A 23,836-nucleotide genomic window follows, 5' to 3' on the forward strand; every position below is an offset into this window, starting at 1 on the left:
TTGCCCCTTGGGTCAAGGTCAACTCAGCGTCGCGGCAGCACCGCACCCATCTTCAGGAGCTTTCATGACTGTTATCTGAACGGCAACGTCGTCACGGTCGACGGCGCCTTCTCGATCGCCGAAGCCTTCGCTGTTGCTGACGGGCGGTTCGTCGCGGTCGGCAGCAATGCGGAACTGGCCACGTTCGACGGCCCGGTTGTCGACCTCGGCGGTCGTACTGTCCTGCCGGGCTTCATCGACTCTCATGCACACACTGTGCATCTGGCTGTGGACAACTCGGCGAATCCGGCGCTGGCCGGTCTGACATCGGTTGCTGCGATCAGTGAGCGGATCGGGGACGTGGCGGCCACGACCGAGCCGGGCGTCTGGATCGTGACGACTTCCATCGGTGAGCCGCCCGACTACTTCGGTCTTCCGGAAGGACTTGCCGAGGGCCGTTGGCCGACGCGTGCCGACCTGGACGCGGTGGCGCCGGACAATCCGGTGTTCATCCCGACGCCCGCGTTCTGGCCGCATCCGGCGATCCTGAACAGCAAGGCCCTGGCGATGCTCGGCGTCGACCGCACGACACCCGACGTACCCGGCCTGCGGATCGAACACGACCAGGACGGCGAACCGACCGGCGTGATCCACGGCCTGGTCTTCTACAACGCGCGCATCCCGCTCGTCGGCAAGCTCTTGTCGTTGCTCCCGGCAACCGATGAGAAGGTACGCCGGGCGGCGATCACCGCGGCCACTCGGCAGAACCTGGCGAACGGCACGACCACGATCTACGAAGGCCATGGCGGCACGCCCTTCGTTCCTGACCTGCGTGCCCTGCAGGCGGACGGACAGCTCGCCTGCCGAGTCGTCGGGACCTACGAGGCACCGGTCGGACGGCCGGGCGTCGATGTCTCGACGCGGGCGTACCGACGTCGATGGCGAGCGACGGCGCACACCCGCCACTGTTCCACCTGTGGGCCGCACTGACCCGCGCCGACGGCCGAACCGGTCGCAGCCTGCTCACCCCCGCAAAGACGATCACCCGCGAAGAAGCAATCCGCGGCTGGACCTCCGCGGCCGCCACGGTCCTGGGCGTAGCCGACCGCCTGGGCTCGATCGAACCCGGCAAACTGGCCGACTTCATCATCCTCGACCGCAACATCATCACCTGCCCGACCGAGGAGATCCCCACCACCAAGGTCCTCTCAACCATCCTCGGCGGCGAACACACGACCAACTGACCACGCCCAGTCGTGTCAAAAGGCTCCGCACCCATCACCCGAGTCGTGAATCGTGGTTGCCGTCTACGGCGTGTCGCCAACCACTCCTCACGAATCGAAGGAGATGGGTGCGGGCTGTGAGCAACTAGTTTTGGAATTGGGTGCGGAGGGTTGCGGCAGTGTCGTAGTCTTCGCGCCAGTTGCCGGTGGGTGGGAGGATGATGCGTTCGGTGCCGGCTGCTTCGTAGGCGGCGAGTTGTTCCAGGGGATCGCCGGTGAGTTGTGGTGCTACGACTGTGGCTTTCAGTTGCTTGCCTTCGGCCAACTCGTTGATTTGCTCGAGGTTGGCGCGGACCTCGGCCGGTGGGAGCGCGATCGTCGCCCAGCCGTCGGCGTACTTTGCTGCCCGGCGGTGTGCCCTTGCACCACCACCGGCCACGAAGATCGGCGGCACCTCCGCACCCGGTGCGATCGCGAACTCAGGGTCCGTACCGGAGATGAGCCCCGGCAGTACGGCCAGCGCCTCGTCCGTCAGCCGGCCACGCTCCGAGAACTCGACCCCGGCCGCGCGCCAGCCGGCGTCACCATGCGCCGGATTGCCGGTGCCGACGCCGAGCACCAGGCGGTTGCCGGACACGTGCTGCAGCGTGCTGATCTGCTTCGCCGCCCACGCCACCGGCCGCAGCGCTAGCAGCATCACGTTGTACCCGATGGTGATCCGCTCCGTCACCGCAGCTGCCGTCGCCAGTACGACGGAGCTCTCGAGCATCGGTGCGCTCGCGATCAGATGATCCGTCGACCACACCGAGTCCAGCCCGACGTCCTCGGCGTACCGCGCACTCTCTCGTACGTCTCCGATGATCGGCTTGGCCGGATCCGGCGTGGACGTCGGCAGGATCACTCCGAACTCAAGGCTCATACCCGCGCCAACCCGCCGGCCGACGGACCTATTCCGGTTGATCGGCCTTGGTCAGCGACTGGACCACCGGGCGGAGCAGCTCGACGATCTCCTCAGGATCGGCGTCGGCCAACTCTTCGAGCTTGATCAGGTGCCGGCCGAGCACCACCCCGATCAGGATCGCGCTCAGCACGGCCGCGCGAAGGTTGCCGTCGACACCGGGTATCGCCTTGCTGACCTTCACCCGTTCGGCATGCGCGTTGCCGACCTCTGCCGCGGCTTCCGGGTGGGTGAGCATCGAGCGCAGCATCGCCAGCGATCCGATCGGTTCCTCGATCAACGACTGCCGGAGGACGCCGAGCAGCTGCTCGGCAATCTCCTCGGGAGTCTCGCCGGTCACCAACGGCGTCTCGACCTGCGTCGCCAGCGCGAACAGTTGCTCCTTGCTGCCGAAGTAGTGCATCACCAGGCCGGCATCCACCTGCGCCGCGGCAGCGACCGCGCGGATCGTGGCCCGGTCATAACCGACCGCGGCGAACAGCGTCCGCGCCGCGGTCAGGATCCGCTCCTGGGTGTCGATCCGCTGCTGGGCCCGCGACGTCCGCGGTGGGGGCTCGCTCATCCCGTTCATTCTACGCCTGTTGACCATTGACGCGGTTTCGTTCTACGCTCGTTGAGCCGTTCTACATCTGTTGAATGAAGGAGAGTTGTTGTGAGGACCGCACTGGACGTACTGGAACTGCGTCGCCGGCATTTGATCGCCCGCGACTTCGCGTCGTTCGCCGACCTGTTCGCGGAGGATGCGGTGATCGAGCTGCCGTTCGCCGTCGGCGGGCTGCCCGCGCGGCTGGAGGGACGCGACGCGATTCGCGAGTTCTCCCTGAACACCAGCGACCGGCCGATCGACATCCTCGACCTGCGGATCGTCGGGCTGCACCAGACGGTGGACCCGGAGGTCGTGATCGTCGAGCTCGTCACCGAAGGCCGGCACACCACGACCGGCGCGACCTTCGAGGCGCCGTGCATCCAGGTGTTCCGGATCCGCGACGGCGAGATCAAGCTCTTCCGCGACTACGTCAGCGCCGCGAAGATCCCCGACCTCGCTTAGGGTCCATGACATGAGTCAGCGGGTGGCGGCGTACGCGGTCTGTGTCGACGACGGCCGGGTGCTGCTGGCGCGGTACGTCTCCCCGTACGGAGATGGCAGTTGGTGGACCCTGCCGGGTGGCGGCGTCGAGCAGGGCGAGGACCCGTTCGACGCGGTAACGCGCGAGGTGAGTGAGGAGACCGGGTACGAGTCGGTCGTCGAGCAACTCCTCGGCGTCGACTCCCGCGTCATCCCGGCCGCCGAACGTCGCCGCCGCGGCCGCGGTGACCACCAGAACATCGGCATCTTCTACGCCGTCCGGATCACCGCCGGCACCACCCGGCCCGAGCCGAACGGCGAGACCGCGGAATCGGTCTGGACCCCGCTCGCCGAGGTCACCACCTTGCGTCGCTCCGCGCAGGTGGACATCGGCATCGCCCTCGCGTTGTCGCGACCGGTCACGGGCCACGTCGGCCCCGTCCAGGTCGGCGGCCTGATCGAACACTGACCGGGAGGCCTGTTGTGGATCCGAAGGACGAGTTGCTGCGGGTGTTGCAGGGGAGTCGTGCGGCGATGCTCGGGAAGCTCGACGGGTTGCCGGAGTACGACCGGCGGCGGCCGCTGACTCCGACCGGTACGAATCTGCTCGGGTTGGTGAAGCACCTTGCGGGTCTGGAGTACGGGTACCTCGGCGAGGCGCTCGGACGACCGCCGGCCGAGCGTCCTTCATGGTTCCGTGACGACCCGTACGACGAGATCGACATGTGGGCTGTGCCGGACGAGTCGAGTGCGTACATCGTCGGGGTGTACGAGCAGGTCGGCGCGCATTCCGATCGGACTGTCGCGGACCTCGATCTGGACAGTCCGGCGTACGTCGCTCACTGGGCCGACGGGCACCGCGACACGACGCTCGGTGTGTTGCTGATCCGGATGGTCGCGGAGACCAGCCAGCACGCCGGCCACGCCGACATCCTGCGTGAGCAGCTGGACGGGCGGCTCGGCGGGAACACGAGAGTTGGCGCCGACGAAGCCTTCTGGCGCGAACGCAGGTCCCAGATCCAGGCGGCCGCCGACCACTTCCAGCCCTAGCTGCTCACGCAGCCGTAGCTGCTCAGCGCAGGTCGCCGTCGCCTCCGAGGACGCCGCGCGATGCGCGGTCCGCGAGCTTCGCGATGTTCCGTTCGGCAACATCCTCGAGCCGGATCCCGAGCCGCGTGGACAGCTCGGACAGATACCAGAGCACGTCGCCCAACTCGAGCGTCAATGCCTCCCGATCCGCCTCCGTGATCACACCCTGCCGGTCCCGAAAGATCTTCTTCACCTTGCCGGCCACCTCACCCGCCTCGTTCACGAGACCCAAAGTCGGGTACACAATCGGGTGATCGGTCGCGATCGGCGCCCCCGTCCGCGCCGCAGCCTCCTGATAACGCCCAAAATCAAACCCATTCACCCGCACAAGTCTGCCAGCCCGAAGTCAGGGTCAGGTACGTCGTCGGAGAAGAGGACCGGAGTGAGTTTTGACGACTGGCTCGCCCCAGGAGCACTCCTAGAACACGGCGCACGCCACCACTGGCCCAACAGCCCTACCTCGACCCTGGACGTCGTCGAGGTCTGTGCGCTCGACCTCGCAACCGGTCAGGTCGTCGTCGTGGATCCGGCCTACTCGCATTCCTTCGACGAGACAGGACCTGTGCTCGCGCAGGTGCCCGCCGGCAGATATCCGCTCCTGCTCTCGGTCGTCGTCTGGCCTGAGACGGACAGGCCTGGTGCCCGCAGGCGCGTCGTCACGGCGGCCACCCTCAAGGTCAGCAACAACCCGGTCGTCGGCTGGAGTTGGGTCGGCGAGATGCCGGACGGCACCGTTGCCGGGGTCGGGGTCGATGCGGGCACGATCTGCCTGTTCGACGCCGCCGAGCTCGAGCGGCTCGCACCGCTCAGCGCGGATGAGGACCGGGTCGACACGTTGTTGCACGCGGCCCTCGAGGCCGGCTTCGCCCCGATCACCGACGACGCGGGCCGAACTGTCGCCGTCTTCGTCTCGTGCGGGATGGGTGACGGCTTCTATCCGGTACGGATCGGCCGCGACGCCTCCGGTGCGATCGCCATGATCATGGTCGACCTGGAACTTCTCAACCACAGCACGGGATGCGAGTGATCCATGACCAGTTCATCAGGCGAGTTCGTCACCGAGAGATTTGAGTACGACGGTGGGCGGGAGGTGACTGTTTATGTGCCGGCGGATGCTCCGGAGGCGGTTGTGTATGCGGGGGATGGTCAGCTGATCTCGCGGTGGGGACCGGACCTTGCTGACGTACCGGCGACGATGATTGTCGGCGCGCACCGGACGGACGACGCGGACGAGATGGTGCGGATCCGGGAGTACTCGCCGTCGTTCGAGCCGGATCAGTTCGCGGCGCACGAGGCCTTCTTCGTCGACGACGTACGGAGCTGGGTCCGGTCCCGGTTCGGCGTCGCGCTGCCGCCCGAACGTACGGCGGTGTGCGGAGTGTCGGCGAGCGCGGAACTCTCGCTGGCGATGGGGATGCGGCATCCGGACATCTACGGCTCGGTGTTCGCCGCCTCGCCCGGCGGGGGCTATCGGCCGCCTGAGGTGATGCCGGATCACTTGCCGCGGACGTACCTCGTGGCCGGTACGGATGAGCCGTTCTTCCGCGAGAACGCGACCCGCTGGGCGGACGCATTGCGCGACGCCGACGCCGACATCGTGATGACCGAGCGGCCGGGAAACCACGGCGATCCGTTCTGGCGCGAAGAGTTCCCGTTGATGGTGCGCTGGGCGTTCGCGTCCTGAACTACTCGCCGGTGGCTCCGTCGATGCGTTCGCGGAGGAAATCCGCGTGCCCGTTGTGGCGGGCGTACTCCTCGATCATGTGCAGGTAGATCCACCGCAGCGTGTAGTCCTCGCCGGGGCTCGCTTCGTCGAGACTGCGGCCGGCCACAGCCGCGCGCGACCGGGCGACACTCGCCTGATAGCTGGCCAGGTCATCAGCCGCACGCGCGACATCGACCACCTCGGAGCCCCCGGTCGAGTCCGGCACGTAGTCCCAGAAGAACAGGTGGTCCGGCTGCCCGTCGTACGCATGGAACCAGGCCTCGACCGCCGACAGGTGCCGAACGAGTCCGAGCAGCGACAGCGGGGACGGTGGTACTGACTGCAACGCCAACTGCTCCGGCGTGAGCCCGCCGCACTTCATCAACAGCGTTGTCCGCTGAAAGTCCAGCCGGTCGTCAAGCGCGGTCCGCTCGTCCACCGGATCGTTCGGCGGCTCCCGCCGCTCAGGCACACCCCACGCCGACATGCGGGAGACGCTACCTCCTCACATCATGTCTGCGGCACCCGATCAGGTGCCGGGTCCTTGTGTCCGTTCACGTTGATCAGGTTCCCGTCGGGCGCCCGTACGAAGAATCGCCGGATCCCCCAGGGCTCCGTCGTCAGCGGATACACGATCTCGAACCCGCGGCGCTGCGCCTCCGCGTACGCCTCCTCGATGTCGTCGCCCACGGCAACCGAGATGACCGAGTCCTCCGGCGCCGTCTCGTCGCGGGTGACGAGCTGCACGGCGGCCTGACCGTCCAGGGACTGGAAGCGAGCGACCCAGGACAGCTCTGTGAGTCCCTCGTCCGTGAGCCCGAGGTAGTCCACGTAGAAGTCACGAGCCTCGTCGATGTCCGGTACCGACAGGTTCGCAATCAGACGAGTAACCCGCATGGCCGTCCCCTTCCTCGGCAGTTGCGTCCAGTCTCTTGCGCTCAACACGTCGCGGTCCAGCCCCGTCCGCCGGAATCGCCTGGCCTGCCCGACGGAATCGTCCAGCCCCGCGCGGTGGAATCGCGTTGCCTGTGGTGGGTGCTGCGGGCATCATCGCTCGGGTGTCCCATCCCACTGCGCTCGTACTGTCAGGCCCGCCAGGAGTCGGCAAGACGACGGTCGGCTGGCGAGTCTTCGACCGCTGCATCGACCTCGGCCTCGACCCCGCCTTCGTAGACCTGGACCTGCTCGGCGCCGCCTGGCCACCGCCCGACGACGACCCGCACCACGCACGCCTGAAGGCAACCAACCTCGCGGCCGTCTGGTCGAACTACCGCCAAGCCGGCAGCCGCCGACTGATCATCGCCGGCGTCGTCGAGAACCACGAAGAGCGCCTGCAACTCGAAGACGCCACCGGCGGCCCCGTCACCATCTGCCGCCTCACCGCCCCCGACACCGAACTCGCCCACCGCATCCGCCACCGCGGCCGCGAGGACGAATCCAGCCTGCTCCCCCTCATCACCCGAGCCGCCGAACTCTCCACCCAACTAACCACCAACGACATCAGCAACTTCACCATCCCCACCACCCGCCCCCTGGACGAAATCACCACCCAGATCCTCACCACCTGGCTCCACCCCTCCACCTAGGGGTGTGAGGGGCTACCCACCTGAAATAACCTGTTCACGCCCCCCCGCCGCGCCGGCTAGCCCTCGACAGCCGACAACTCAGCCCACCGCCACAGCCCCGCTCCGCCGCCGGTCGTTCGCCGAGTCGTGGATTCTGGCGCACTCAGCCGACCTTTCTCCACGACTCGGCGAGGGGGTCAGAACCATTAGCCACGACTCGACGCAGGCAGACCCGTCCCTGTAAGCCGGTGGACGGGTTGAGGTACTCGCCGTACGGTCGGCCTGGTGACGATCGAGCTCAGACCGCTGACGGCCGCGGACGCCGAAGCCCATTGCGCGGGTGAAGACGAACTGACCGTTCGCTGGCTCACCGGTGGCTACGGCGATGTCGAGGGGACGATGCAGTACTTCGAGTGGCTAGCAGCGAACGCCGCCGCGGGAACCGGAAAGCGCGGGTTCGGAATCTGGAAGGCCGGTCGCCTTGCCGGCTACGTCGACTTCACCCCGGACCTGGATGACGGCATCGAACCCGACGACGTGGCGTTGTCCTACTGCGTCCACCCCTGGGCCCGCGGCCAAGGCCTCGCCGTCGACGCCGTCCGCCTCATCTGCGACGTCCTGCGAGCCGACAAGATCGGCACGCGAGCAGCCATCCGGGTGGAACCCGAGAACCTGGCATCAGTCCGGGTAGCCCAGAAGTGCGGCTTCACCTACGTCCGCGACTTCCCGTCCAACCGAGACACCCACCCCGACGGAACCCCCACGCTGTTCAGCCTCTACCTACTGGACCTCTAGAGCCAAGGTGGGACGTACCGGCCCACATAGGCGCGCGCCCGTTCGGTCGGATCCGCCCAGTACTGGTGCGGCTGCCGGTGCACGTGCTTCTCACAGAACTCGCGAAGGTCAGTCTCGATCGTCTCAACCTCGCGTACGGGGAGGTTCTCGAACTCACTGTTGACCCGCAGCAGCTCGGCCTCAGGATTCCACCCCGACGCGTCGAACGCCCACGTACCCCACCTCGCGTACGTATGCAGCGGATGCTCGAAATCCCCCATATACATAGCCGCCAACGCGACGCCCTGCTCGGGATAGAAGTCCCTGCACGTCCAAGCCAGCACATGACACGCCCCGCTGGAGAAGAAGGCTTGGTCCGTACGCTCCCAAGACACCCGCTGATCCGCCCGCTCGATCGCACTCCGCCGAAACACCCCAGAAGCCGTCGCCACCACAACCCGATGCTAGCCCGAACCAGAAGAGCGGATCGGCGGTGGTCTGGTTGGCATACTCGGGGGGAGTCGACGCGGTAGGAGTCAGGTCCTTGTCGAAGGTCGAAGTGATCGTGGCGGCAACCTCAGTTGAATCCGGGCGATTTCGTCCGGCCGAGAGAACCGTTGACCTGGACAGCCTGCTCAGCCTCTTCGATCGGCTCGCGGACATCGGGCAGGGGTACTTGGAACTGCGCTCGACCGGCCAGGAGTTCCCCGTCGTAACGGTTGGCTTCCGGGGCAGTTGTGCGGTGATCCACTGTGCGTACACACCAACCGAGCTGGCCCTCCTGCACGGGGACGGTTCCGTACCGCCGAGAGAGCCTGTCGAAGTGCCCATCATGAACGACCTCGCGACCTTCACAGGCGAATTCGTCCTCGACATGACCCACGCGCGAACAGCGCTCAAGAAGTTCGCCACCAACGGCAACCCAGCGACCCTCGGCAAGTGGAACCACCTGTGACCGCGTAGTCCGACACGCCACTAGCTCCCAGACCCGGACGGCAGTGTCGGTGGGGACTGGCAGGGTGATTCGCGTGACGGAGACGGTGGTTCCCAAGCTGCACGAGTGGACGATCGAGACGCGGGAGTACCTGAGGCAGGAGGCAAGGCGCGGGAAGCGGCACGCTTATGAGGAACTGGTGCCTGAGCGTACTGCGCTGGTCGTGGTCGACATGGTGCCGTTCTTCGTCGCGGAGGCAGACTACGCACGCGGCATCGTGCCGAACATCCAGGCGCTGGCCGGCACCCTGCGCGACCGGGGTGGGACAGTCGGCTGGGTCTTGCCGGGACGTACTGAGATCACCGCTGTGACAGAGGAGTTCCTCGGTGCCGACGTTGCGAAGCTCTTCAGCGAGTCAGGCGGCACCGGTCCGCTACGGGACCGAATCTGGCACGAGTTCGACGTACGGGACGAAGACCTGATCGTAGAAAAGACAGCCTCAAGCGCCTTCTTCCCAGGCCACTGCGACCTGTCCGACCTGCTTCAAGCACGCGGCATCGACACCGTTCTGATCACAGGCACCGTCGCGAACGTCTGCTGCGAATCAACCGCCCGCGACGCCAGCACCCTCGGCTACCGCGTCCTCATGGTCGCCGACGCAAACGCAGCCCGCCGCGACCAAGACCTCAACGCCACCCTCCACACCATCTACCGAACCTTCGGCGACGTCCGCCCCACCCCCGACCTCCTCAACCTCCTCACCCCCTAAACCCCACCCACCGGTCCCTCGTAAAGCACCCTTGCGCCCGCTCGAACCTGGCGAAGAGCTCAGCAATGCTGAGTGAAGCTGGGCAACGGTCTGGCAGCGTCGGCGACACTCCTACATTCGGTGTCTGTGCGGGGATCTACAGTGCAAGGTTCTGGCTGTGATCGATGGCTTCGGCCTGAGCGTCAAGCTCTACGCCACGCCGTCGGACAGCCACGCCGGGCGTGAGCGCTGTCTGAACGCCATCGTCCAGGATGCCGCCGGCTTCGCCGAGCGCCTGGTGATAGAACGCGACGAATCGCGGCTCGAGTTCGACAAGCGGACTCTGTACCGCGCGGTCCGAGCGCATAAGTGCTCAGACACCCTGCAGTACGAGTTGCTCGCGCCGCACCTGGATCCGCTGCTGTGGATCCCCGACGCGATCGCCTGGTCGTGGGCGAAGGGCGGCGAGTGGCGGCAACTGGTCGCGCCTTACTGCGAGCTGATCAAGGTCTGACCGAGTAGCCCGAGCCTAGGCTCTGAACGCGCGAAACCCGGCTCACCAACCGTCCGGAAGGCTTGCCGGGTTCACTTCCCGAGTTGAACCACTAACAGTGCCATGCAAAGGCGGTTGTGGAGCTCCAGCTGACTTGAGCGTGAGTTCGCTGAGCGAGGACTCGACCGGTTTGACCCCCTGAGTGACCGGTCGAGCCCCTTGGCATGCGCTCGGTAGGGCACGCGGAGGGCACGCCGTGGTCCACGAGCTTGCGTCACTCCGGTGCGACGTTGTCCTGGGGCCCTTGACGCACGTCTGTTGGGTACGGGAGTCCCGGTACGGTTGGAGCGTGGGCATGCCGCTCCGGATCGACGTGAGTCCTATGTATGCACAGGTCGCGATCGTCGATGCCACCTGGCAGGACTATCCCGAGTGGACAGACGGGCAGGAGTGGGTCGCGTTCCGCGCGGAATCGCTGATCGACCCCGACAACCCTCCATATCCGGGCATCGCCGTGGCCACTCGGGGCGACATCGGCACCGATGGACCGTGCCAGGTCTGGGTGGAGGTGTGGTCGGGAGGCACACCGGATGGGGTGCGATGCATCCACGAAACCGTTCTGAGCGTCGGCATGCATGGAGTACTGGTTGGCAACGACCAGAGCAATGACATGACGGAGCTGGCACTTCCGGAGGGGAACTACCCACTTCAGATCTGGGTCGACGCCGACACGCCAGGTCTCGTATCGAGAGTCGTCTTTCTCCTGGGGTCGCCTAGCAGCAGGTCCTCCGGCACAACATCCACACCTGTCCAGACCCCGAAGTAAGCGGCCTGTACTTCGCCGATCAGGGGTGCAGGCTCCACATCGAGTCTTGGGCGGCGGCATCGATGCGATGGCTGAGTCGCGCGCGGCTCAGTGCATTGGCTTTGGCTTCATCGGCGGCGCGGTGGCACGAGGCTGTCGCCGTTGCCGGCGCTCAGCCGGAGGGTGGGTGGGGCGGCGCGCAGCACCGCGTGGGGGCTCTTCCGAGTACCCGAAGAAGTTGGTGGAGACGAGGGGACTTGAACCCCTAACCCCTGCCTTGCAAAGGCAGTGCTCTGCCAGTTGAGCTACGCCCCCGTGGGGTGGTCAGTGGCCCGGGGTTACCGGGTCGGCGACCTCGGCCCAGAGGTCCTTCTCGGCGCGGGACTGCTGGGTCTTCTTGTAGACGAAGTATCCACCGACGCCCGCCAGCAGCACCAGCAGGAACTTTCTCAGCACTGGGACTCCTCGGCTCAGGTCGACACGGGTAACACTTCAAAGGTACGGGATGGGTGGGCCTAACTGGATTTGAACCAGTGACCTCTGCCTTATCAGGGCAGCGCTCTAACCAACTGAGCTATAGGCCCGCGTACTGCGGTGTCGAACCCGGGAGAGATTACCGCACCAAGTGCCCTACTCCCAAACCGGTTAGGGCCGGGCCGCAGCGGGCCCGGCCGGGTCCGGTCAGTCCTCCGACGCCAGTGTGACTTCGAGGCCGCCGAGGAGCGCGGCGGCGATGTTGTAGAGGAAGGATCCGAGGGTCGCGAGCGCGGTGATGATCAGTACGTCGGCGCACGCGAGCAGGGTGGTGAAACCCATCACCTTGCCGGTGTTGATGTAGTTCTCCACCCGGAACGGCTCACCGGTCGGCGTACCGAGAACCTCACGGACCGTCGAGTTGATGTTGTCGAACACGCCGGCCGCGCCGATCGCGGACCAGATGATGAAGACCGCCACCCAGGTCACGATGCCGAACGCGATCGCGAGCAGGAACGCCGTCTTCATCACCGACCACGGGTCGATGCGGGACATCCGCAGCCGCGCCTTCCGCGTCTGCGGGCGGCTCGACGACTTCGCGTCCTTCTGGGCGAGCCGGGCCTCCTTGGCCTCGGCCCGGTCGGCCTTGTCCGGCCGCGCCGCCTTCACCGCGGCGGCCTTGTCCAGGACCGCCTGGCGCGCCGAACTCATCCGGTCACCTAACGACTCGGTCTTCGCCTCGGGCTGATCCGTGTACGCGCCGGCGGCCGGAGCCCCGTTCGACGACGGCGCCCACGGCTCCGGGCGGCCCGGAGTGCTGGGAGCGGGCTGCTGCGGGCGTACTGGAGCAGGCCCAGCGCCCGGTGTGGCCGGTCGCGGCTGGGGGCGGTACTCGGACGGTCGTTGCCCGTTCGGCGTACCGTTCCGCTGGCCGTTGCTGCTCGGCACACCGTTGGAACGACCGTTGGAGGCTGGGTTGGCCTGGGCAGCAGACGGCCTCGAACCCTGCGCTGTGCGCTGGGACTTGGAGCCGTCGGCCGCACCTTCAGGCCATGTCGGCCTCGCGCGGTTGGTCATCAGTCACCCTCCTGGCCGGCTTCGTCGCCTTCGACGGTAGCCGCGCCGTCCACATCCGTCGAACGTTCGTCATCCTTCTGGACGCTCTGAGAGGCGGTTTCGGTTGTCGATGCGTCCACATTTTGGGCATCAGCAGCATCTGTACCCGCTTCAGCCTCCTCGGACTCCTCCAGCGCGACGGTCAGATCGGTGTTCCGGGCGATCGCGACGACCGCGTCGGACTCACCGACGCCGGCGAACCGGACGCCCATCGTGTCGCGGCCCTTCACCGGGACGCTGTCGACCCGGCTGCGGACGACCTGGCCACTGGCCTTGATCGCCAGCACCTGGTCCTCGTCGGTGACGATGATCGCGCCGACCAGCGAGCCGCGCTCGTCGTTCAGCTTGACCGCCTTGATGCCGAGGCCGCCACGGCCCTGCTGCCGGTACTCCGACACGCGGGACCGCTTCGCGTAGCCGGCGTCAGTGACCGTGAACACGAACTGCGTGTCCTCGTCCGCACCGGCCCGGACCACCGACATCGACAACAGCTCGTCGCTGGAACGGAACTTCATCCCGGTGACGCCGGACGTGGCCCGGCCCATCGGCCGCAGCTGCTCGTCGTTCGCGGTGAAGCGGATCGACTGGCCCTTGCGGGAGACCAGCAGCAGGTCGTCCTCGGCGGTGGCCAGGTCGGCGCCGATCAGCTCGTCGTCGTCCTCGCGGAAGTTCACCGCGATGATGCCGCTCTGCCGCGCCGAGTCGTAGTCGCGGAGGGCGGTCTTCTTGACCAGGCCACGCTTGGTCGCGAGCACCAGGTAGTCGGACTGGTCGTAGTCACGCAGCGTGAGGACCTGTGCGATCTCCTCGTCCGGCTGGAACGAGAGCAGGCCGGCGACGTGCGAGCCCTTCGCGTCCCGGGCGGACTCGGGCAGCTGCCACACCTTGGCCCGGTAGACCCGTCCCTTGGTGGTGAAGAACAGCATCCAGTGGTGGTTCGTGGTCGCGAAGAAGTGGTTGATCTCGTCCTCGGCCCGCAGCGCGGCGCCGCGGACGCCCTTGCCGCCGCGGTTCTGCGTCCGGTAGAGGTCGGTCTTGGTCCGCTTCGCGTAACCGCCCCGGGAGATCGTCACGACGACGTCCTCGTCCGGCACCAGGTCCTGGACGGACAGGTCGCCGTCGGCCGCGATGATCTCGGTCCGGCGCTCGTTGCCGTACTTCTCGACGATCTCGCCGAGCTCGTCCTTGACGATCGTCCGCTGCCGCTCCGGGCTGGCCAGGATGTCCTCGAGGTCGGCGATGATCGCCTCGAGCTCCTGCAACCGCTCGATGATCTTCTGCCGCTCCAGGGCCGCCAGCCGGCGCAGCTGCATGTCCAGGATCGCCTGCGCCTGGATCTCGTCGATGTCGAGCAGCTGGATCAGGCCGGTGCGCGCCTCGTCCACGTCCGGGCTGCGCCGGATCAGCGCGATCACCTCGTCGAGGGCGTCCAGCGCCTTCACGTACCCGCGGTAGATGTGGGCGTTCTTCTCGGCCTCGCGCAGGCGGAAGCGGGTCCGCCGCTGGATGACCTCGATCTGGTGGTCGATCCAGTGGCTGATGAACAGGTCCACGCTGAGCGTGCGCGGTACGCCGTCGACAAGCGCCAGCATGTTGCACCCGAAGGTGTCCTGCAGCGGGGTGTGCTTGTACAGGTTGTTCAGTACGACGCGCGGCTGGGCGTCCCGCTTCAGCACGATGACGAGCCGCTGCCCGGTCCGCGACGAGCTGTCGTCGCGGATGTCCGCGATCCCGGTCATCTTGCCGGTGTTCACCAGGTCTGCGATCTTCAGCGCCAGGTTGTCCGGGTTCACCATGTACGGCAGCTCGGTGACGACCAGGCTGGTACGGCCCTTGGCGTCCTCTTCGATGTCGACGACCGCGCGCATCGTGACCGAGCCACGCCCGGTGCGGTACGCGTCGTCGATGCCCTTGTAGCCGACGATCAGCGCGCCGTTCGGGAAGTCCGGGCCCTTGATGTTCTGCAGGCAGGCGTCGAGCAGCTCTTCCCGGGTCGCGTCCGGGTGCTCCAGCGCCCAGTCGACCGCGGCCGCAACCTCACGCAGGTTGTGCGGCGGGATCTGCGTCGCCATGCCGACCGCGATGCCCGACGAGCCGTTGACCAGCAGGTTCGGGAAGCGGGCCGGCAGGATCACCGGCTCCTGCGACTTGCCGTCGTAGTTCGCCCGGAAGTCGACGGTGTCCTGGTCGATGTCGCGGACCATTTCCATCGCCAGCGGCGCCATCCGGCACTCGGTGTACCGCATCGCGGCCGCCGGGTCGTTACCGGGCGAGCCGAAGTTGCCCTGGCCCTGAATCAGCGGCGCGCGCATCACCCACGGCTGCGCGAGCCGGACCAGGGTGTCGTAGATCGCCGAGTCGCCGTGCGGGTGGTACTGACCCATGACGTCACCGACGACACGGGAGCACTTGTTGAAGCCACGGTCCGGCCGGTATCCGCCGTCGTACATCGCGTAGAGGATCCGGCGGTGCACCGGCTTCAGGCCGTCGCGGACCTCGGGCAGTGCGCGGCCGACGATCACGGCCATCGCGTAGTCGAGGTACGACTGCTGCATCTCGGTCTGGAGGTCGAGCGGCTCGACCCGGTCGTGGCCCGGCGAGGTGGGGGTCTCGGTCATAGAAGAATCCCGTTCAAATCAGTACGTCGGTGAGCAGCGCGGATCAGATGTCGAGGAAGCGGACGTCCTTGGCGTTGCGCTGGATGAAGTTGCGCCGTGCCTCGATGTCGTCGCCCATCAGCGTCTGGAACGTCTCGTCGGCCCGGATCGCGTCGTCCAGCGTGATCTGCAGCAGCACCCGGTTGGCGGGATCCATCGTGGTGTCCCACAGCTCGTTCGCGTTCATCTCGCCCAGACCCTTGTAGCGCTGGATCGGGTTCTCCTTGGGCAGCTTCTTGCCGGCCTCGGCGCCCGCCTCGAGCAGGCCGTCACGCTCGCGGTCGGTGTAGGCCAGCTCGTCCGGCTGGTTGCTCCAGCGGATCTTGTACAGCGGCGGCTGCGCGGCGTACACGTGACCGCGCTCGATCAGCGGGCGCATGAAGCGGAACAGCAGCGTCAGCAGCAGGGTCCGGATGTGCTGGCCGTCGACGTCGGCGTCGGCCATGATCACGATCTTGTGGTACCGCAGCTTCTCCTCGTCGAAGTCCTCGTGGATGCCGGTACCGAGCGCGGAGATGATCGCCTGGACCTCGTTGTTCTGCAGGACCTTGTCGATCCGGGCCTTCTCGACGTTCAGGATCTTGCCCCGGATCGGCAGGATGGCCTGGAACTTCGGGTCCCGGCCGCCCTTCGCGGAGCCACCCGCCGAGTCACCCTCGACGATGTAGACCTCGCACTCCTCGGGGTTGGTCGACTGGCAGTCGGCCAGCTTGCCCGGCAGACCGCCGCCGCCGAGCAGGCCCTTGCGGTTGCGGGCCAGGTCGCGGGCCTTCCGGGCCGCGATCCGGGCGCTCGCCGCCGCGGACGCCTTGCGGATGATCTCGCGGCCCTCGGCCGGGTTCTGCTCGAACCAGGCACCGAGCTTGTCGTTCACGACCCGCTGGACGAAGCCCTTGACCTCGGTGTTGCCGAGCTTGGTCTTGGTCTGGCCCTCGAACTGAGGCTCGGCGAGCTTGACCGAGATGATCGCGGTCAGACCCTCCCGGATGTCGTCGCCGGTGAGTCTGTCCTCCTTCTTCTTGATCATCCCCTGGTCCTCGCCGAAGCCGTTCACCAGCGAGGTCAGCGCGGCCCGGAAGCCCTCTTCATGGGTGCCGCCCTCGTGGGTGTTGATCGCGTTCGCGAAGGTGTGCACGGACTCCTGGAAGGAGCCGCTCCACTGCAGCGCGACCTCGAGGCTCATCGTGTCGTCGGCAGTGGCCGCCTCGAACGAGATCACGTCGCGGTGCACGGTCTCGCGGATGCCGGTCAGGTACTTCACGTAGTCGACCAGACCGTCGGCGTACCGGAAGGACTGCTCGAGCGGCTTGCCGTCCTCGTCGAGGTGGTCCGGCCGCTCGTCGCGGATGACCAACTCGAGGCCCTTGTTCAGGAAGGCGTACTCGCGGAAGCGGGTGGCGAGCGTCTCGTACGAGTACGTCGTGGTCTCGAAGACGTCCGCGCTGGCCCAGAACGTGATCGTCGTACCGTTCGAGGTCGAGGTGCCGATCTCGGCGAGGTCGGCGTCCGGGACGCCGTTGGTGAAGGTCTGCGTGTAGAGCTTGCCCTTCAGCTTGACGTCGACCTGGAGCTTGGTGGACAGCGCGTTCACCACGGAGACGCCGACGCCGTGCAGACCGCCGGACACCTTGTAACCGCCGCCGCCGAACTTGCCGCCGGCATGCAGGACGGTCAGCACGACCGTGACCGCCGGCTTGCCCTCGGACTCGACGATGTCGACCGGGATACCGCGGCCGTTGTCCTCGACGCGGACGCCGCCGTCGGCCAGCAGCGTGACCACGATACTGTCGCCGTACCCGGCCATCGCCTCGTCGACCGCGTTGTCGACCACCTCGGTGACGAGATGGTGCAGACCCCGCTCGCCGGTGGAGCCGATGTACATGCCCGGGCGTTTCCGGACCGCGTCGAGTCCCTCCAGGACCTGGATCGCACTCGCGTCGTACTCACGCTCGACGACGTTCGACGGGATCGCGTCGAGCATCGCGGGGAGTTCCTCGCTGGGTGCGGGGGTGCCGATGGGGTCGGCGGACTGGTTGGCGTCGATCTCGATCGGCTCGTCGGTCACCGGTGGTTGTCCTCCTCGGACCCCGCGTTCGCGAGGCATCGCGGCACAGTAGAGCCGCCCTCCACGGTGATGGTGGCGGTGCGGCTCGCCCTACACCGTTCATTCTACCCGTCGACCGAAGCAGAACCTGCCACCAGGCGCCTGAAACTCACCTCAGGGCGTCTTTTCTCCCTCGTCGCCATGTCCCCTCTCGCGGGTGGGGGGCCGAAAAGCGCTCACGGCCTCTCAGTGGCCTTCGACGGTTTCGCGACTGACGGTTTGGACGCCTACCGGTCCAGACCAGACAGCCGACATCGGACGGTATGCCCGGCGCGCACCCACCGCCCTCTAGGATCGCTGCCGTGGAAAGTCTCGACGAGGTCATCGATGCGATGATCGCCGACCGGGTGATTCACCGGCACCGGCGGATCTGGCTGATCCTGATCGCGCTCGTCGTGGCGGCGATCCTCGTGGTCCTGGCGACCGGCGGCTGGAAAGAGAAGAAGGGCCGCACGGTCCCGACCCTGGAGGCCCCCGTGACGATCACTGCCGGCCGGTTCGAGTACGGCTTCACCAAGGCGGAGATCATCCGGAAGCCCAAGGGCGAGTATTCCAAGGCCGAAACCAAACTGAAGGTGTACTTCACCGCGAAGAACATCGACTCCGAGGAACAGACCAGCACCTCGATGGACCACGGCATGATGCGCTTCGTGCCGGGCGGCGGCAAGGACAACATCGAGTCCGGCGGGGACACCTGCCACGAGGACAAACTCAGCTGGCCACTGGTGTACGGCCTGCCGCCGGAAGAGTGCAGCACCGACTTCGAGGTCGCTCCGGACTTCGCGGCAGACGTGGTCGAGATCGGCGTCCTCCAGGAGCATTTCGAGGGCGACAACGCCGCCCTCGGTCTGCAGGACAAGCCGTACTGGCACAACGAGGATGCGGCCGCAGTCGTCAGGCTCAAGCCCACGGTCGTCATCGACGACGGGAAAGACAAATGAAGCTGTACCGACCGGCGACCATCCTGGTCGGCGTGCTGTTCGTCCTGCTCGGTGGCGTCGCCCGGCTGGCCGGGACCGACCACGTGCTCGGCGACGACTCGAACCTGAAGGTCGTGAGCGGGTCGATCGGCCAGGCGCTCCCCTGGGCGGGTAGCGGGTCGACGGTGAAGGTGACCCGGATCGCGTTCGCCCGGAGCATCCTCAGCGACAACGCGAGCGATGACGAGAAACCGGTCGACACGAACGGTGTCTACATCGCGATCGAGTGGGACACGGTCCGCGGCGTCAAGGACCCGGACACGCTCTCGCCGACTCTGATCACCGACGGCGGCAGTGTGTACGCGGAGGTCAGCGACCCGTCCGACAGCGGCATCGACTTCCCGGACGCCGGCTTCGCGCGGACCGGGTCGGTGGTCTTCGAGGCCAACCCCGCCGATCTGAAGGGTCTCACCCTCAGACTCAAACCGAGCATGTTCTTCAATTACTACAACTCCGAGATCCGCATCGACCTGGGGATCCCGACCGAGGCCATCGCCCAGCAGATGGTCGACGGCGCCGAGGAACAGTACGTCGTCAACAGTGCCGTCACACGGGTGGCCTCATGAACTTCGGAAACCGGGCGACCCGGCTGACACTTCAGATCCTCGTGATGCTCGCGCTGCTGGCTGTCGGCGTCGTCGTGATGCTGCGTCCGTACCTGACCGATGACGAGGACCTCTACAAGCAGGGCCGGATCGACGAGGTCGTGAGCAAGGGCCCGGTGACGGTTGCGAGCGTCGAGTGGAAGCTCGACTCGCTGAAGGTCTACACGTCGATCCTGGACGACGAGGGTGAACCGATCGAGCTCGGCGGCCCGGCCGGGAGCACGCTCGTCCTCGCCACACTCACGGTGACGCCGCAGAAGGGTCTGTATCTCAAGGACCACGGGTTCACCTGTGATGCGCTCCTGCGCGACAGCAAGGGCAACACGTGGGACGACACGCAGGCCACCGGGTACCCGCTGCCGACGTACTGCGGTGACGACGACCACCCGTTCACCATCGACAAGCCGGCCAAGATCGCGAAGGTCTACATCGTCCCCAAGAGCGCCGTACCGAACCTGGTCGGCCTCACCACAGAGGACTTCTACCTGCACCGGCGGGTGCTGATCACCCCCTGATCCAGCCGGCCCCGGCGGTCAGACAGTCACGGTCGCCGGCTGGGCGGGCGGCGCTTTCACCTCGGCGATCGCAGCCGCCTCAGTACGGCGCTCCATGCCGACCGAGATGCACAGGTCGAACGCGGCTGCCAGCAGCGCGATCCGGAGCGGCTCGAAGAGCAGCCCTTGCACCAGGGCCGCGATCTCGTGGTTCATCAGGCCCCAATGGTTCCCGTGAATCCCGATCAGCCGCTGCACCGCGACGAACGCCCAGTCGTCGCCGAGCACCCAGAACGTGTAGACCAGACAGACGACGCCGAGGAAGACCGGTCCGACCCGGACGAGCAGCCGGAACGCGTTGATCGCGGGATAGAACTTCTCCCGCAGGCCGGCCAGCACCAGGTCGGGGGCCTTGTAGGTGAGGCCGACGAGCCGGCCGCGCTGCGGCGCCTCGGGCTGCTCAGTCTGAGTGCCGAGCCGTCGCTCCAGCCTGGTGCCGCGGAAGACCCCGCCGCCGGACAGGACGCGGTGGCCGAAGACGACCGTGGTGATCGCCAGCCAGGTCAGCGGCTCGGCGACACCATCCTTGAACAGCGGCCAGAGCGAGTCGAAGAAGAAGCCCCAGAGGAACTCGATACCGGCCGGGATCGGGATGTGGATCTTGTCGAAGACGTTCTTGAAGCCGTCCCACCAGTCCAGTGACCAGTACCAGAAGCTCCGGTCCTTGAACCACTCCTTGCCGTCGGCGATCGCGAACGGCGTGATGACAAAGGTCAGCAGCACGAAGAACGCCTCGGACCAGACCTGCGCGAACTTCACCGGACGGCTGGGCCACCGGTCGTCGACGGCCTGCAGCAACCGCCGGATGACCAGCAGGATGATGAGTGCCGGCAGGTACCCGTGCCATTGATGATTGCCGAGCTTGAAGAACCCGGAGCCGGGTTGCAGGCCGTTCTGCACCAGGGCGCTCGCGCTCAGTTGGCTGACCTGCGCGTCGAAGAAGCCCCAGGCCGACCAGACCGCCACCAGCGGCAGCAGGGTCACGGCGAGCAACTCGAGCAGGCCGCGTTGGGTCGGGTCGGAGGTTTCTTCCGCATCGCTGCTCGCCGCGTCCCGCCAGCGGTACAGCGACATCGCACAGGTCCGGATCATGCCGACGGTCGCGCTGATCTGCAGCAGTACGCCGACCGCGAACAGACCGGTGCCAAGACTCGAGTGCGCGTGCTTGGCCAGCCAGATCGCGCCTTGCGAGCAGACCGTGAAGCCCAGGAAGCCGGCCGCCCACCAGGTGGTCATGGGCAGCAGGTTCTTCCACCAGAGCCGGAACGTATCCCCGATCAGGTGGACCATCTCGCGAAAGCCGTCGACGATCGTGCGCATCGCGCCTGATCCTAGGGGAGCCCTGGGTCGTACCGGCAATCCAGGCGGCTATCCGTACGTATCCCGCGGGCCGCGGCCGCCGCGGATGGTGCGGGGGCCCTTGCGCCAGGTGTAGGTGTTCGGGCCGAGGACCTTGACCTGGGTGACGGTGCCTTCGCCGAGTTCGGCGTTCAGGCGGAAGATCAGTTGCGGGACGAGGAGGTCGAGTTGGACCTTCCATGCGGTCGATGACGTACGGACGGTGAGCACCGTGTCGTCGTACGACTCCGGCTTGCAGTGCTCGGCCATCTCCGGACCGACGATGGTCGGCCAGCGGGCCATGACGCCGTGAACGGCGACGTCGACCTCCCAGCCCTGGTCGCGCATCAGGCGGCCGAGGGTGTTGGTCAGCTTCTGCGGGTCGCGGTCGTCGGGGCGGGCGCTGCTGATCTGCGCGCCGTCGATGCGCGGCCGGCGGCGGCGCTTGACCGGCCTGATGCCGCCCTTCGCCGCCTGCTGCTTGAGCCGCCCGGCCAGCGACTTCGCCAGCTCCAGGCCCTGCTTGTCGTGCGCTTCCTCGGCCGGCAGCTCGGTCGCTGCGTCGCTCTCAGGGAGGCTCTCAGAGGAATCCGGGGGTTCAGGCACGCTGAACGACCCCTTCACCCACCTCGAAGCGCGTCCCGCTGAGCTCAGCGGGCACGTCAGCGCCGACCGCGGCGGTCACCAGCACCTGCTCGGCGGGCAGCACCAGCTCGGCGAGCCGGTCCCGGCGCTGCGAGTCCAGCTCGGCGAACACGTCGTCCAGGATCAGCACCGGTTCACCCCCGTCCGCGCGGAGCAGTTCGTACGACGCCAGTCGCAGCGCGAGCGCGAACGACCAGGACTCACCGTGACTCGCGTACCCCTTCGCAGGCAAGTCGCCGAGCCCGAGAACGACGTCGTCGCGGTGCGGACCGACCAGCGACACACCACGGTCGAGCTCGTCCTGGCGCTTCTCCCGGACCGCCGCCAGGAGTACTTCCTCGAGTTGCTCGCGCGACGCGACGCCCGGCTCGAGCGCGACCGACGACTTGTACTCCAGGCGCGCATCACCCTTGCCGCGGGCAACGGCGTCGTACGAGCTGGAGACCAGCGGGCGCAGCGCCTCCAGCAGCTCGAGGCGGGTGGCGAGCAGCTCGGCGCCGGTGCGGGCGAGGTTCGAGTCCCAGACCTCGAGCGTACGGAGCTGTCCCTCGGCGGCACTCGAACGGTTCTGCCGACGGGCCTGCGAGGCGCTCCGCAGCAACGAGTTCCGTTGCTTGAGCACCCGGTCGTAGTCCGCCCGTACGCCGGCCATCCGCGGCGCCCGCAGGGTCAGCAGCTCGTCCAGGAACCGGCGTCGCTCGGACGGGTCGCCCTTCACCAGCGCCAGATCCTCCGGCGCGAACAGCACCGTCCGGAGCAGACCGAGCACCTCGCGTGGCCGCGGCACCGGCGAGCGGTTGATCCGGGCCCGGTTCGCCTTCCCGGGATTGATCTCGAGTTCGACGACCACGTCCCGGTCGTACTGACTGCGGATCTCGGTCCGCACGATCGCCCGGGTGGCACCGGCGCGCACCAGCGGGGCGTCGTTCGCCACCCGGTGTGAGCCGAGCGTCGCGGTGTAGTGGATCGCCTCGACCAGGTTGGTCTTGCCGTGGCCGTTCGGACCGACGAAGGCCGTCACGCCCTGAGCGAGTTGGACCTCCGCCTGCTGGTAGGACCGGAAGTCGAGCAGACCCAGGGCGGTGACGTACACCTCAGTGCTTGGGCGGAGTGGCGTACGACGGGTCGGCGGCCTCGGCGCCCTTCACCGCGTGGCCACCGAACTGGTTGCGCATCGCGGCGATCGCCTTCATCGCCGGCGAGTCCTCCTGCCGGGACGCGAACCGCGCGAACAGCGCCGCCGAGATGGCCGGCACCGGGACGGCGTGGTCGATCGCGGCCTCGACGGTCCACCGGCCCTCGCCGGAGTCGTCGGCGTAGCCCTTGATCTTCTCGAGGTGGTTGTCGTCGTCGAGCGCGTTCACCAGCAGGTCGAGCAGCCAGGAGCGGATCACGGTGCCCTCGCGCCAGGACTGGAACGCCTGCGGCACGTTGTCCACGATGTCGGCCGCCTCGAGCAGCTCGTAGCCCTCGGCGTACGCCTGCATGATCCCGTACTCGATGCCGTTGTGGACCATCTTCGAGAAGTGCCCCGCGCCGACCTTGCCGGCGTGCACGAACCCGAACTCGCCCTCCGGCTTGAGCGCCTCGAAGATCGGCATCACGGTGTCGACGGTGGCCTTGTCGCCGCCGCACATCAGGGCGTAGCCGTTCTCCAGGCCCCAGACGCCGCCGGAGACACCGCAATCCACGAACTGGATGTCCTTCTCGGCGAGCTGAGCGGCCCGGCGGGTGTCGTCGGTCCAGCGGCTGTTGCCGCCGTCGATGACGATGTCGCCGGGGGAGAGCAGCTCGGCCAGCTCGGTGACGACCGGGTCGATGGCCTGCACCGGCACCATCACCCAGACGACCTTCGGCTGACCGGAGGCGGACAGCTTGCCGACCATGTCGGCGAGGTCCTTGGCGTCGGAGATGTCCTGGTTGTGATCGAACCCGACCACAGTGTGGCCGGCGTTGCGGATCCGCTGGCGCATGTTGCCGCCCATCTTGCCGAGACCGACAAGGCCGAGCTCCATCTGAATCCC

Annotated in this window: 29 protein-coding genes, 2 tRNA genes and 1 pseudogene; 16 read left to right on the forward strand and 16 right to left on the reverse strand. The window is 67.1% G+C overall.

The annotated features are described in order from the left end of the window. Positions 1 to 852: pseudogene (locus tag ACGFI6_RS10125) on the forward strand (amidohydrolase family protein); the annotation flags it as partial. After that, a complete protein-coding gene (locus tag ACGFI6_RS10130) occupies positions 840 to 1,223 on the forward strand; it encodes an amidohydrolase family protein (RefSeq protein WP_393118100.1) in 384 nt (127 codons plus the stop codon). The pseudogene ACGFI6_RS10125 and the gene ACGFI6_RS10130, both read left to right, overlap by 13 nt. A gap of 124 nt (positions 1,224 to 1,347) precedes the next feature. Here the strand turns inward: ACGFI6_RS10130 and ACGFI6_RS10135 are convergent, their stop codons facing one another. Together ACGFI6_RS10135 and ACGFI6_RS10140 are read right to left on the reverse strand one after the other, a co-directional pair. Then, on the reverse strand, positions 1,348 to 2,121 hold the full coding sequence (locus ACGFI6_RS10135; RefSeq protein WP_393116926.1) for an LLM class flavin-dependent oxidoreductase: 774 nt from the start codon (positions 2,119 to 2,121) through the stop codon (positions 1,348 to 1,350). 28 nt (positions 2,122 to 2,149) lie between these two features. Continuing rightward, positions 2,150 to 2,722, reverse strand: coding sequence for a TetR family transcriptional regulator (locus ACGFI6_RS10140; protein ID WP_393116928.1), 573 nt, complete (start codon positions 2,720 to 2,722; stop codon positions 2,150 to 2,152). Positions 2,723 to 2,812: 90 nt separating this feature from the next. Between ACGFI6_RS10140 and ACGFI6_RS10145 the strand changes: the two genes are divergently transcribed. From ACGFI6_RS10145 to ACGFI6_RS10155, 3 genes are read left to right on the forward strand one after another with little or no spacing between them, the layout of a single operon-like run. After that, positions 2,813 to 3,208, forward strand: coding sequence for a nuclear transport factor 2 family protein (locus tag ACGFI6_RS10145; RefSeq protein ID WP_393116930.1), 396 nt, complete (start codon positions 2,813 to 2,815; stop codon positions 3,206 to 3,208). 10 nt (positions 3,209 to 3,218) lie between these two features. Beyond that, a complete protein-coding gene (locus ACGFI6_RS10150; RefSeq protein WP_393116932.1) occupies positions 3,219 to 3,695 on the forward strand; it encodes an NUDIX hydrolase in 477 nt (158 codons plus the stop codon). A 14-nt stretch (positions 3,696 to 3,709) separates the two neighbouring features. Next, positions 3,710 to 4,276 carry a DinB family protein gene (locus tag ACGFI6_RS10155; protein WP_393116934.1) on the forward strand — a complete coding sequence of 189 codons (567 nt, stop codon included), beginning with the start codon at positions 3,710 to 3,712 and terminating at the stop codon, positions 4,274 to 4,276. 22 nt (positions 4,277 to 4,298) lie between these two features. On the opposite strand, the gene ACGFI6_RS10160 is transcribed toward ACGFI6_RS10155, so the two are convergent. Continuing rightward, entirely contained in the window at positions 4,299 to 4,538 is a 240-nt protein-coding gene (locus tag ACGFI6_RS10160; RefSeq protein ID WP_393116936.1) for a nucleoside triphosphate pyrophosphohydrolase family protein, read from the reverse strand. Between the two features lie 159 nt (positions 4,539 to 4,697). Between ACGFI6_RS10160 and ACGFI6_RS10165 the strand changes: the two genes are divergently transcribed. Beyond that, positions 4,698 to 5,342 (forward strand): DUF4241 domain-containing protein, encoded by a 645-nt coding sequence (locus tag ACGFI6_RS10165; RefSeq protein ID WP_393116938.1) that lies wholly within the window; start codon positions 4,698 to 4,700, stop codon positions 5,340 to 5,342. A 3-nt stretch (positions 5,343 to 5,345) separates the two neighbouring features. Beyond that, complete coding sequence (locus ACGFI6_RS10170; protein ID WP_393116940.1) at positions 5,346 to 5,999, forward strand: alpha/beta hydrolase-fold protein; 654 nt, start codon at positions 5,346 to 5,348, stop codon at positions 5,997 to 5,999. 1 nt (position 6,000) lies between these two features. Here the strand turns inward: ACGFI6_RS10170 and ACGFI6_RS10175 are convergent, their stop codons facing one another. Both ACGFI6_RS10175 and ACGFI6_RS10180 read right to left on the reverse strand, forming a co-directional pair. Next, positions 6,001 to 6,507, reverse strand: a complete 507-nt coding sequence (locus tag ACGFI6_RS10175; RefSeq protein WP_393116941.1) for a DinB family protein — start codon at positions 6,505 to 6,507, stop codon at positions 6,001 to 6,003. Between the two features lie 23 nt (positions 6,508 to 6,530). Beyond that, positions 6,531 to 6,917, reverse strand: a complete 387-nt coding sequence (locus ACGFI6_RS10180) for a VOC family protein (RefSeq protein WP_393116942.1) — start codon at positions 6,915 to 6,917, stop codon at positions 6,531 to 6,533. Positions 6,918 to 7,078: 161 nt separating this feature from the next. On the opposite strand from ACGFI6_RS10180, the gene ACGFI6_RS10185 reads away from it, so the two are divergent. Both ACGFI6_RS10185 and ACGFI6_RS10190 read left to right on the forward strand, forming a co-directional pair. Continuing rightward, positions 7,079 to 7,606, forward strand: coding sequence for an AAA family ATPase (locus ACGFI6_RS10185; protein WP_393116943.1), 528 nt, complete (start codon positions 7,079 to 7,081; stop codon positions 7,604 to 7,606). A 264-nt stretch (positions 7,607 to 7,870) separates the two neighbouring features. Beyond that, the gene (locus tag ACGFI6_RS10190; protein WP_393116945.1) at positions 7,871 to 8,380 is read left to right on the forward strand and encodes a GNAT family N-acetyltransferase; all 510 of its coding nucleotides are present in this window, start codon (positions 7,871 to 7,873) and stop codon (positions 8,378 to 8,380) included. On the opposite strand, the gene ACGFI6_RS10195 is transcribed toward ACGFI6_RS10190, so the two are convergent. Next, entirely contained in the window at positions 8,377 to 8,640 is a 264-nt protein-coding gene (locus ACGFI6_RS10195) for a hypothetical protein (RefSeq protein ID WP_393116947.1), read from the reverse strand. The genes ACGFI6_RS10190 and ACGFI6_RS10195 overlap by 4 nt on opposite strands. Before the next feature lie 551 nt (positions 8,641 to 9,191). Here ACGFI6_RS10195 and ACGFI6_RS10200 point away from each other — a divergent pair. The 4 genes from ACGFI6_RS10200 to ACGFI6_RS10215 all read left to right on the forward strand — a co-directional run bounded on the left by ACGFI6_RS10200 (position 9,192) and on the right by ACGFI6_RS10215 (position 11,360). Then, on the forward strand, positions 9,192 to 9,314 hold the full coding sequence (locus tag ACGFI6_RS10200) for a hypothetical protein (RefSeq protein ID WP_393116949.1): 123 nt from the start codon (positions 9,192 to 9,194) through the stop codon (positions 9,312 to 9,314). 73 nt (positions 9,315 to 9,387) lie between these two features. After that, positions 9,388 to 10,062, forward strand: a complete 675-nt coding sequence (locus ACGFI6_RS10205; protein WP_393116951.1) for an isochorismatase family protein — start codon at positions 9,388 to 9,390, stop codon at positions 10,060 to 10,062. Between the two features lie 157 nt (positions 10,063 to 10,219). Continuing rightward, positions 10,220 to 10,555 carry a hypothetical protein gene (locus tag ACGFI6_RS10210; RefSeq protein ID WP_393116953.1) on the forward strand — a complete coding sequence of 112 codons (336 nt, stop codon included), beginning with the start codon at positions 10,220 to 10,222 and terminating at the stop codon, positions 10,553 to 10,555. A 328-nt stretch (positions 10,556 to 10,883) separates the two neighbouring features. Beyond that, positions 10,884 to 11,360 (forward strand): hypothetical protein, encoded by a 477-nt coding sequence (locus ACGFI6_RS10215; RefSeq protein WP_393116955.1) that lies wholly within the window; start codon positions 10,884 to 10,886, stop codon positions 11,358 to 11,360. 218 nt (positions 11,361 to 11,578) lie between these two features. Here ACGFI6_RS10215 and ACGFI6_RS10220 read toward each other — a convergent pair. From ACGFI6_RS10220 to gyrB, 6 genes are all read right to left on the reverse strand, one after another. Beyond that, positions 11,579 to 11,654: transfer RNA gene (locus ACGFI6_RS10220), tRNA-Ala, on the reverse strand. A 9-nt stretch (positions 11,655 to 11,663) separates the two neighbouring features. After that, positions 11,664 to 11,795 carry a DLW-39 family protein gene (locus ACGFI6_RS10225; RefSeq protein WP_209696738.1) on the reverse strand — a complete coding sequence of 44 codons (132 nt, stop codon included), beginning with the start codon at positions 11,793 to 11,795 and terminating at the stop codon, positions 11,664 to 11,666. Positions 11,796 to 11,849: 54 nt separating this feature from the next. Further along, positions 11,850 to 11,923: transfer RNA gene (locus ACGFI6_RS10230), tRNA-Ile, on the reverse strand. 97 nt (positions 11,924 to 12,020) lie between these two features. After that, positions 12,021 to 12,761 (reverse strand): DUF3566 domain-containing protein, encoded by a 741-nt coding sequence (locus ACGFI6_RS10235; RefSeq protein ID WP_393116956.1) that lies wholly within the window; start codon positions 12,759 to 12,761, stop codon positions 12,021 to 12,023. Positions 12,762 to 12,889: 128 nt separating this feature from the next. Next, entirely contained in the window at positions 12,890 to 15,484 is a 2,595-nt protein-coding gene (gene gyrA, locus ACGFI6_RS10240) for a DNA gyrase subunit A (protein WP_393118102.1), read from the reverse strand. 106 nt (positions 15,485 to 15,590) lie between these two features. Next, positions 15,591 to 17,651 carry a DNA topoisomerase (ATP-hydrolyzing) subunit B gene (gyrB, locus tag ACGFI6_RS10245; RefSeq protein ID WP_393116958.1) on the reverse strand — a complete coding sequence of 687 codons (2,061 nt, stop codon included), beginning with the start codon at positions 17,649 to 17,651 and terminating at the stop codon, positions 15,591 to 15,593. A 341-nt stretch (positions 17,652 to 17,992) separates the two neighbouring features. Here gyrB and ACGFI6_RS10250 point away from each other — a divergent pair, with 341 nt between their 5' ends. Genes ACGFI6_RS10250 through ACGFI6_RS10260 form a run of 3 tightly spaced genes read left to right on the forward strand, consistent with a single transcriptional unit; the run spans position 17,993 to position 19,790 of the window. Continuing rightward, positions 17,993 to 18,631: a hypothetical protein gene (locus tag ACGFI6_RS10250; RefSeq protein WP_393116960.1), complete on the forward strand. Its 639-nt coding sequence runs from the start codon at positions 17,993 to 17,995 to the stop codon at positions 18,629 to 18,631. Next, complete coding sequence (locus tag ACGFI6_RS10255) at positions 18,628 to 19,236, forward strand: hypothetical protein (protein ID WP_393116962.1); 609 nt, start codon at positions 18,628 to 18,630, stop codon at positions 19,234 to 19,236. The genes ACGFI6_RS10250 and ACGFI6_RS10255 overlap by 4 nt, the downstream gene beginning before the upstream one ends. Next, positions 19,233 to 19,790, forward strand: coding sequence for a hypothetical protein (locus ACGFI6_RS10260; protein ID WP_393116963.1), 558 nt, complete (start codon positions 19,233 to 19,235; stop codon positions 19,788 to 19,790). The genes ACGFI6_RS10255 and ACGFI6_RS10260 overlap by 4 nt, the downstream gene beginning before the upstream one ends. A gap of 18 nt (positions 19,791 to 19,808) precedes the next feature. On the opposite strand, the gene ACGFI6_RS10265 is transcribed toward ACGFI6_RS10260, so the two are convergent. From ACGFI6_RS10265 to gnd, 4 genes are read right to left on the reverse strand one after another with little or no spacing between them, the layout of a single operon-like run. Continuing rightward, on the reverse strand, positions 19,809 to 21,149 hold the full coding sequence (locus tag ACGFI6_RS10265) for a hypothetical protein (protein ID WP_393116965.1): 1,341 nt from the start codon (positions 21,147 to 21,149) through the stop codon (positions 19,809 to 19,811). 48 nt (positions 21,150 to 21,197) lie between these two features. Continuing rightward, positions 21,198 to 21,773, reverse strand: a complete 576-nt coding sequence (locus ACGFI6_RS10270) for a DUF721 domain-containing protein (protein WP_393116967.1) — start codon at positions 21,771 to 21,773, stop codon at positions 21,198 to 21,200. Next, complete coding sequence (gene recF, locus ACGFI6_RS10275; protein ID WP_393116968.1) at positions 21,766 to 22,905, reverse strand: DNA replication/repair protein RecF; 1,140 nt, start codon at positions 22,903 to 22,905, stop codon at positions 21,766 to 21,768. The genes ACGFI6_RS10270 and recF overlap by 8 nt, the downstream gene beginning before the upstream one ends. A gap of 1 nt (position 22,906) precedes the next feature. Next, positions 22,907 to 23,827: a phosphogluconate dehydrogenase (NAD(+)-dependent, decarboxylating) gene (gnd, locus tag ACGFI6_RS10280; RefSeq protein ID WP_393116970.1), complete on the reverse strand. Its 921-nt coding sequence runs from the start codon at positions 23,825 to 23,827 to the stop codon at positions 22,907 to 22,909. Positions 23,828 to 23,836 lie beyond the last annotated feature (9 nt).

It is taken from the genome of Kribbella sp. NPDC048928, from assembly GCF_043197975.1.
In the GTDB taxonomy this organism is placed as follows: Bacteria; Actinomycetota; Actinomycetes; order Propionibacteriales; family Kribbellaceae; genus Kribbella.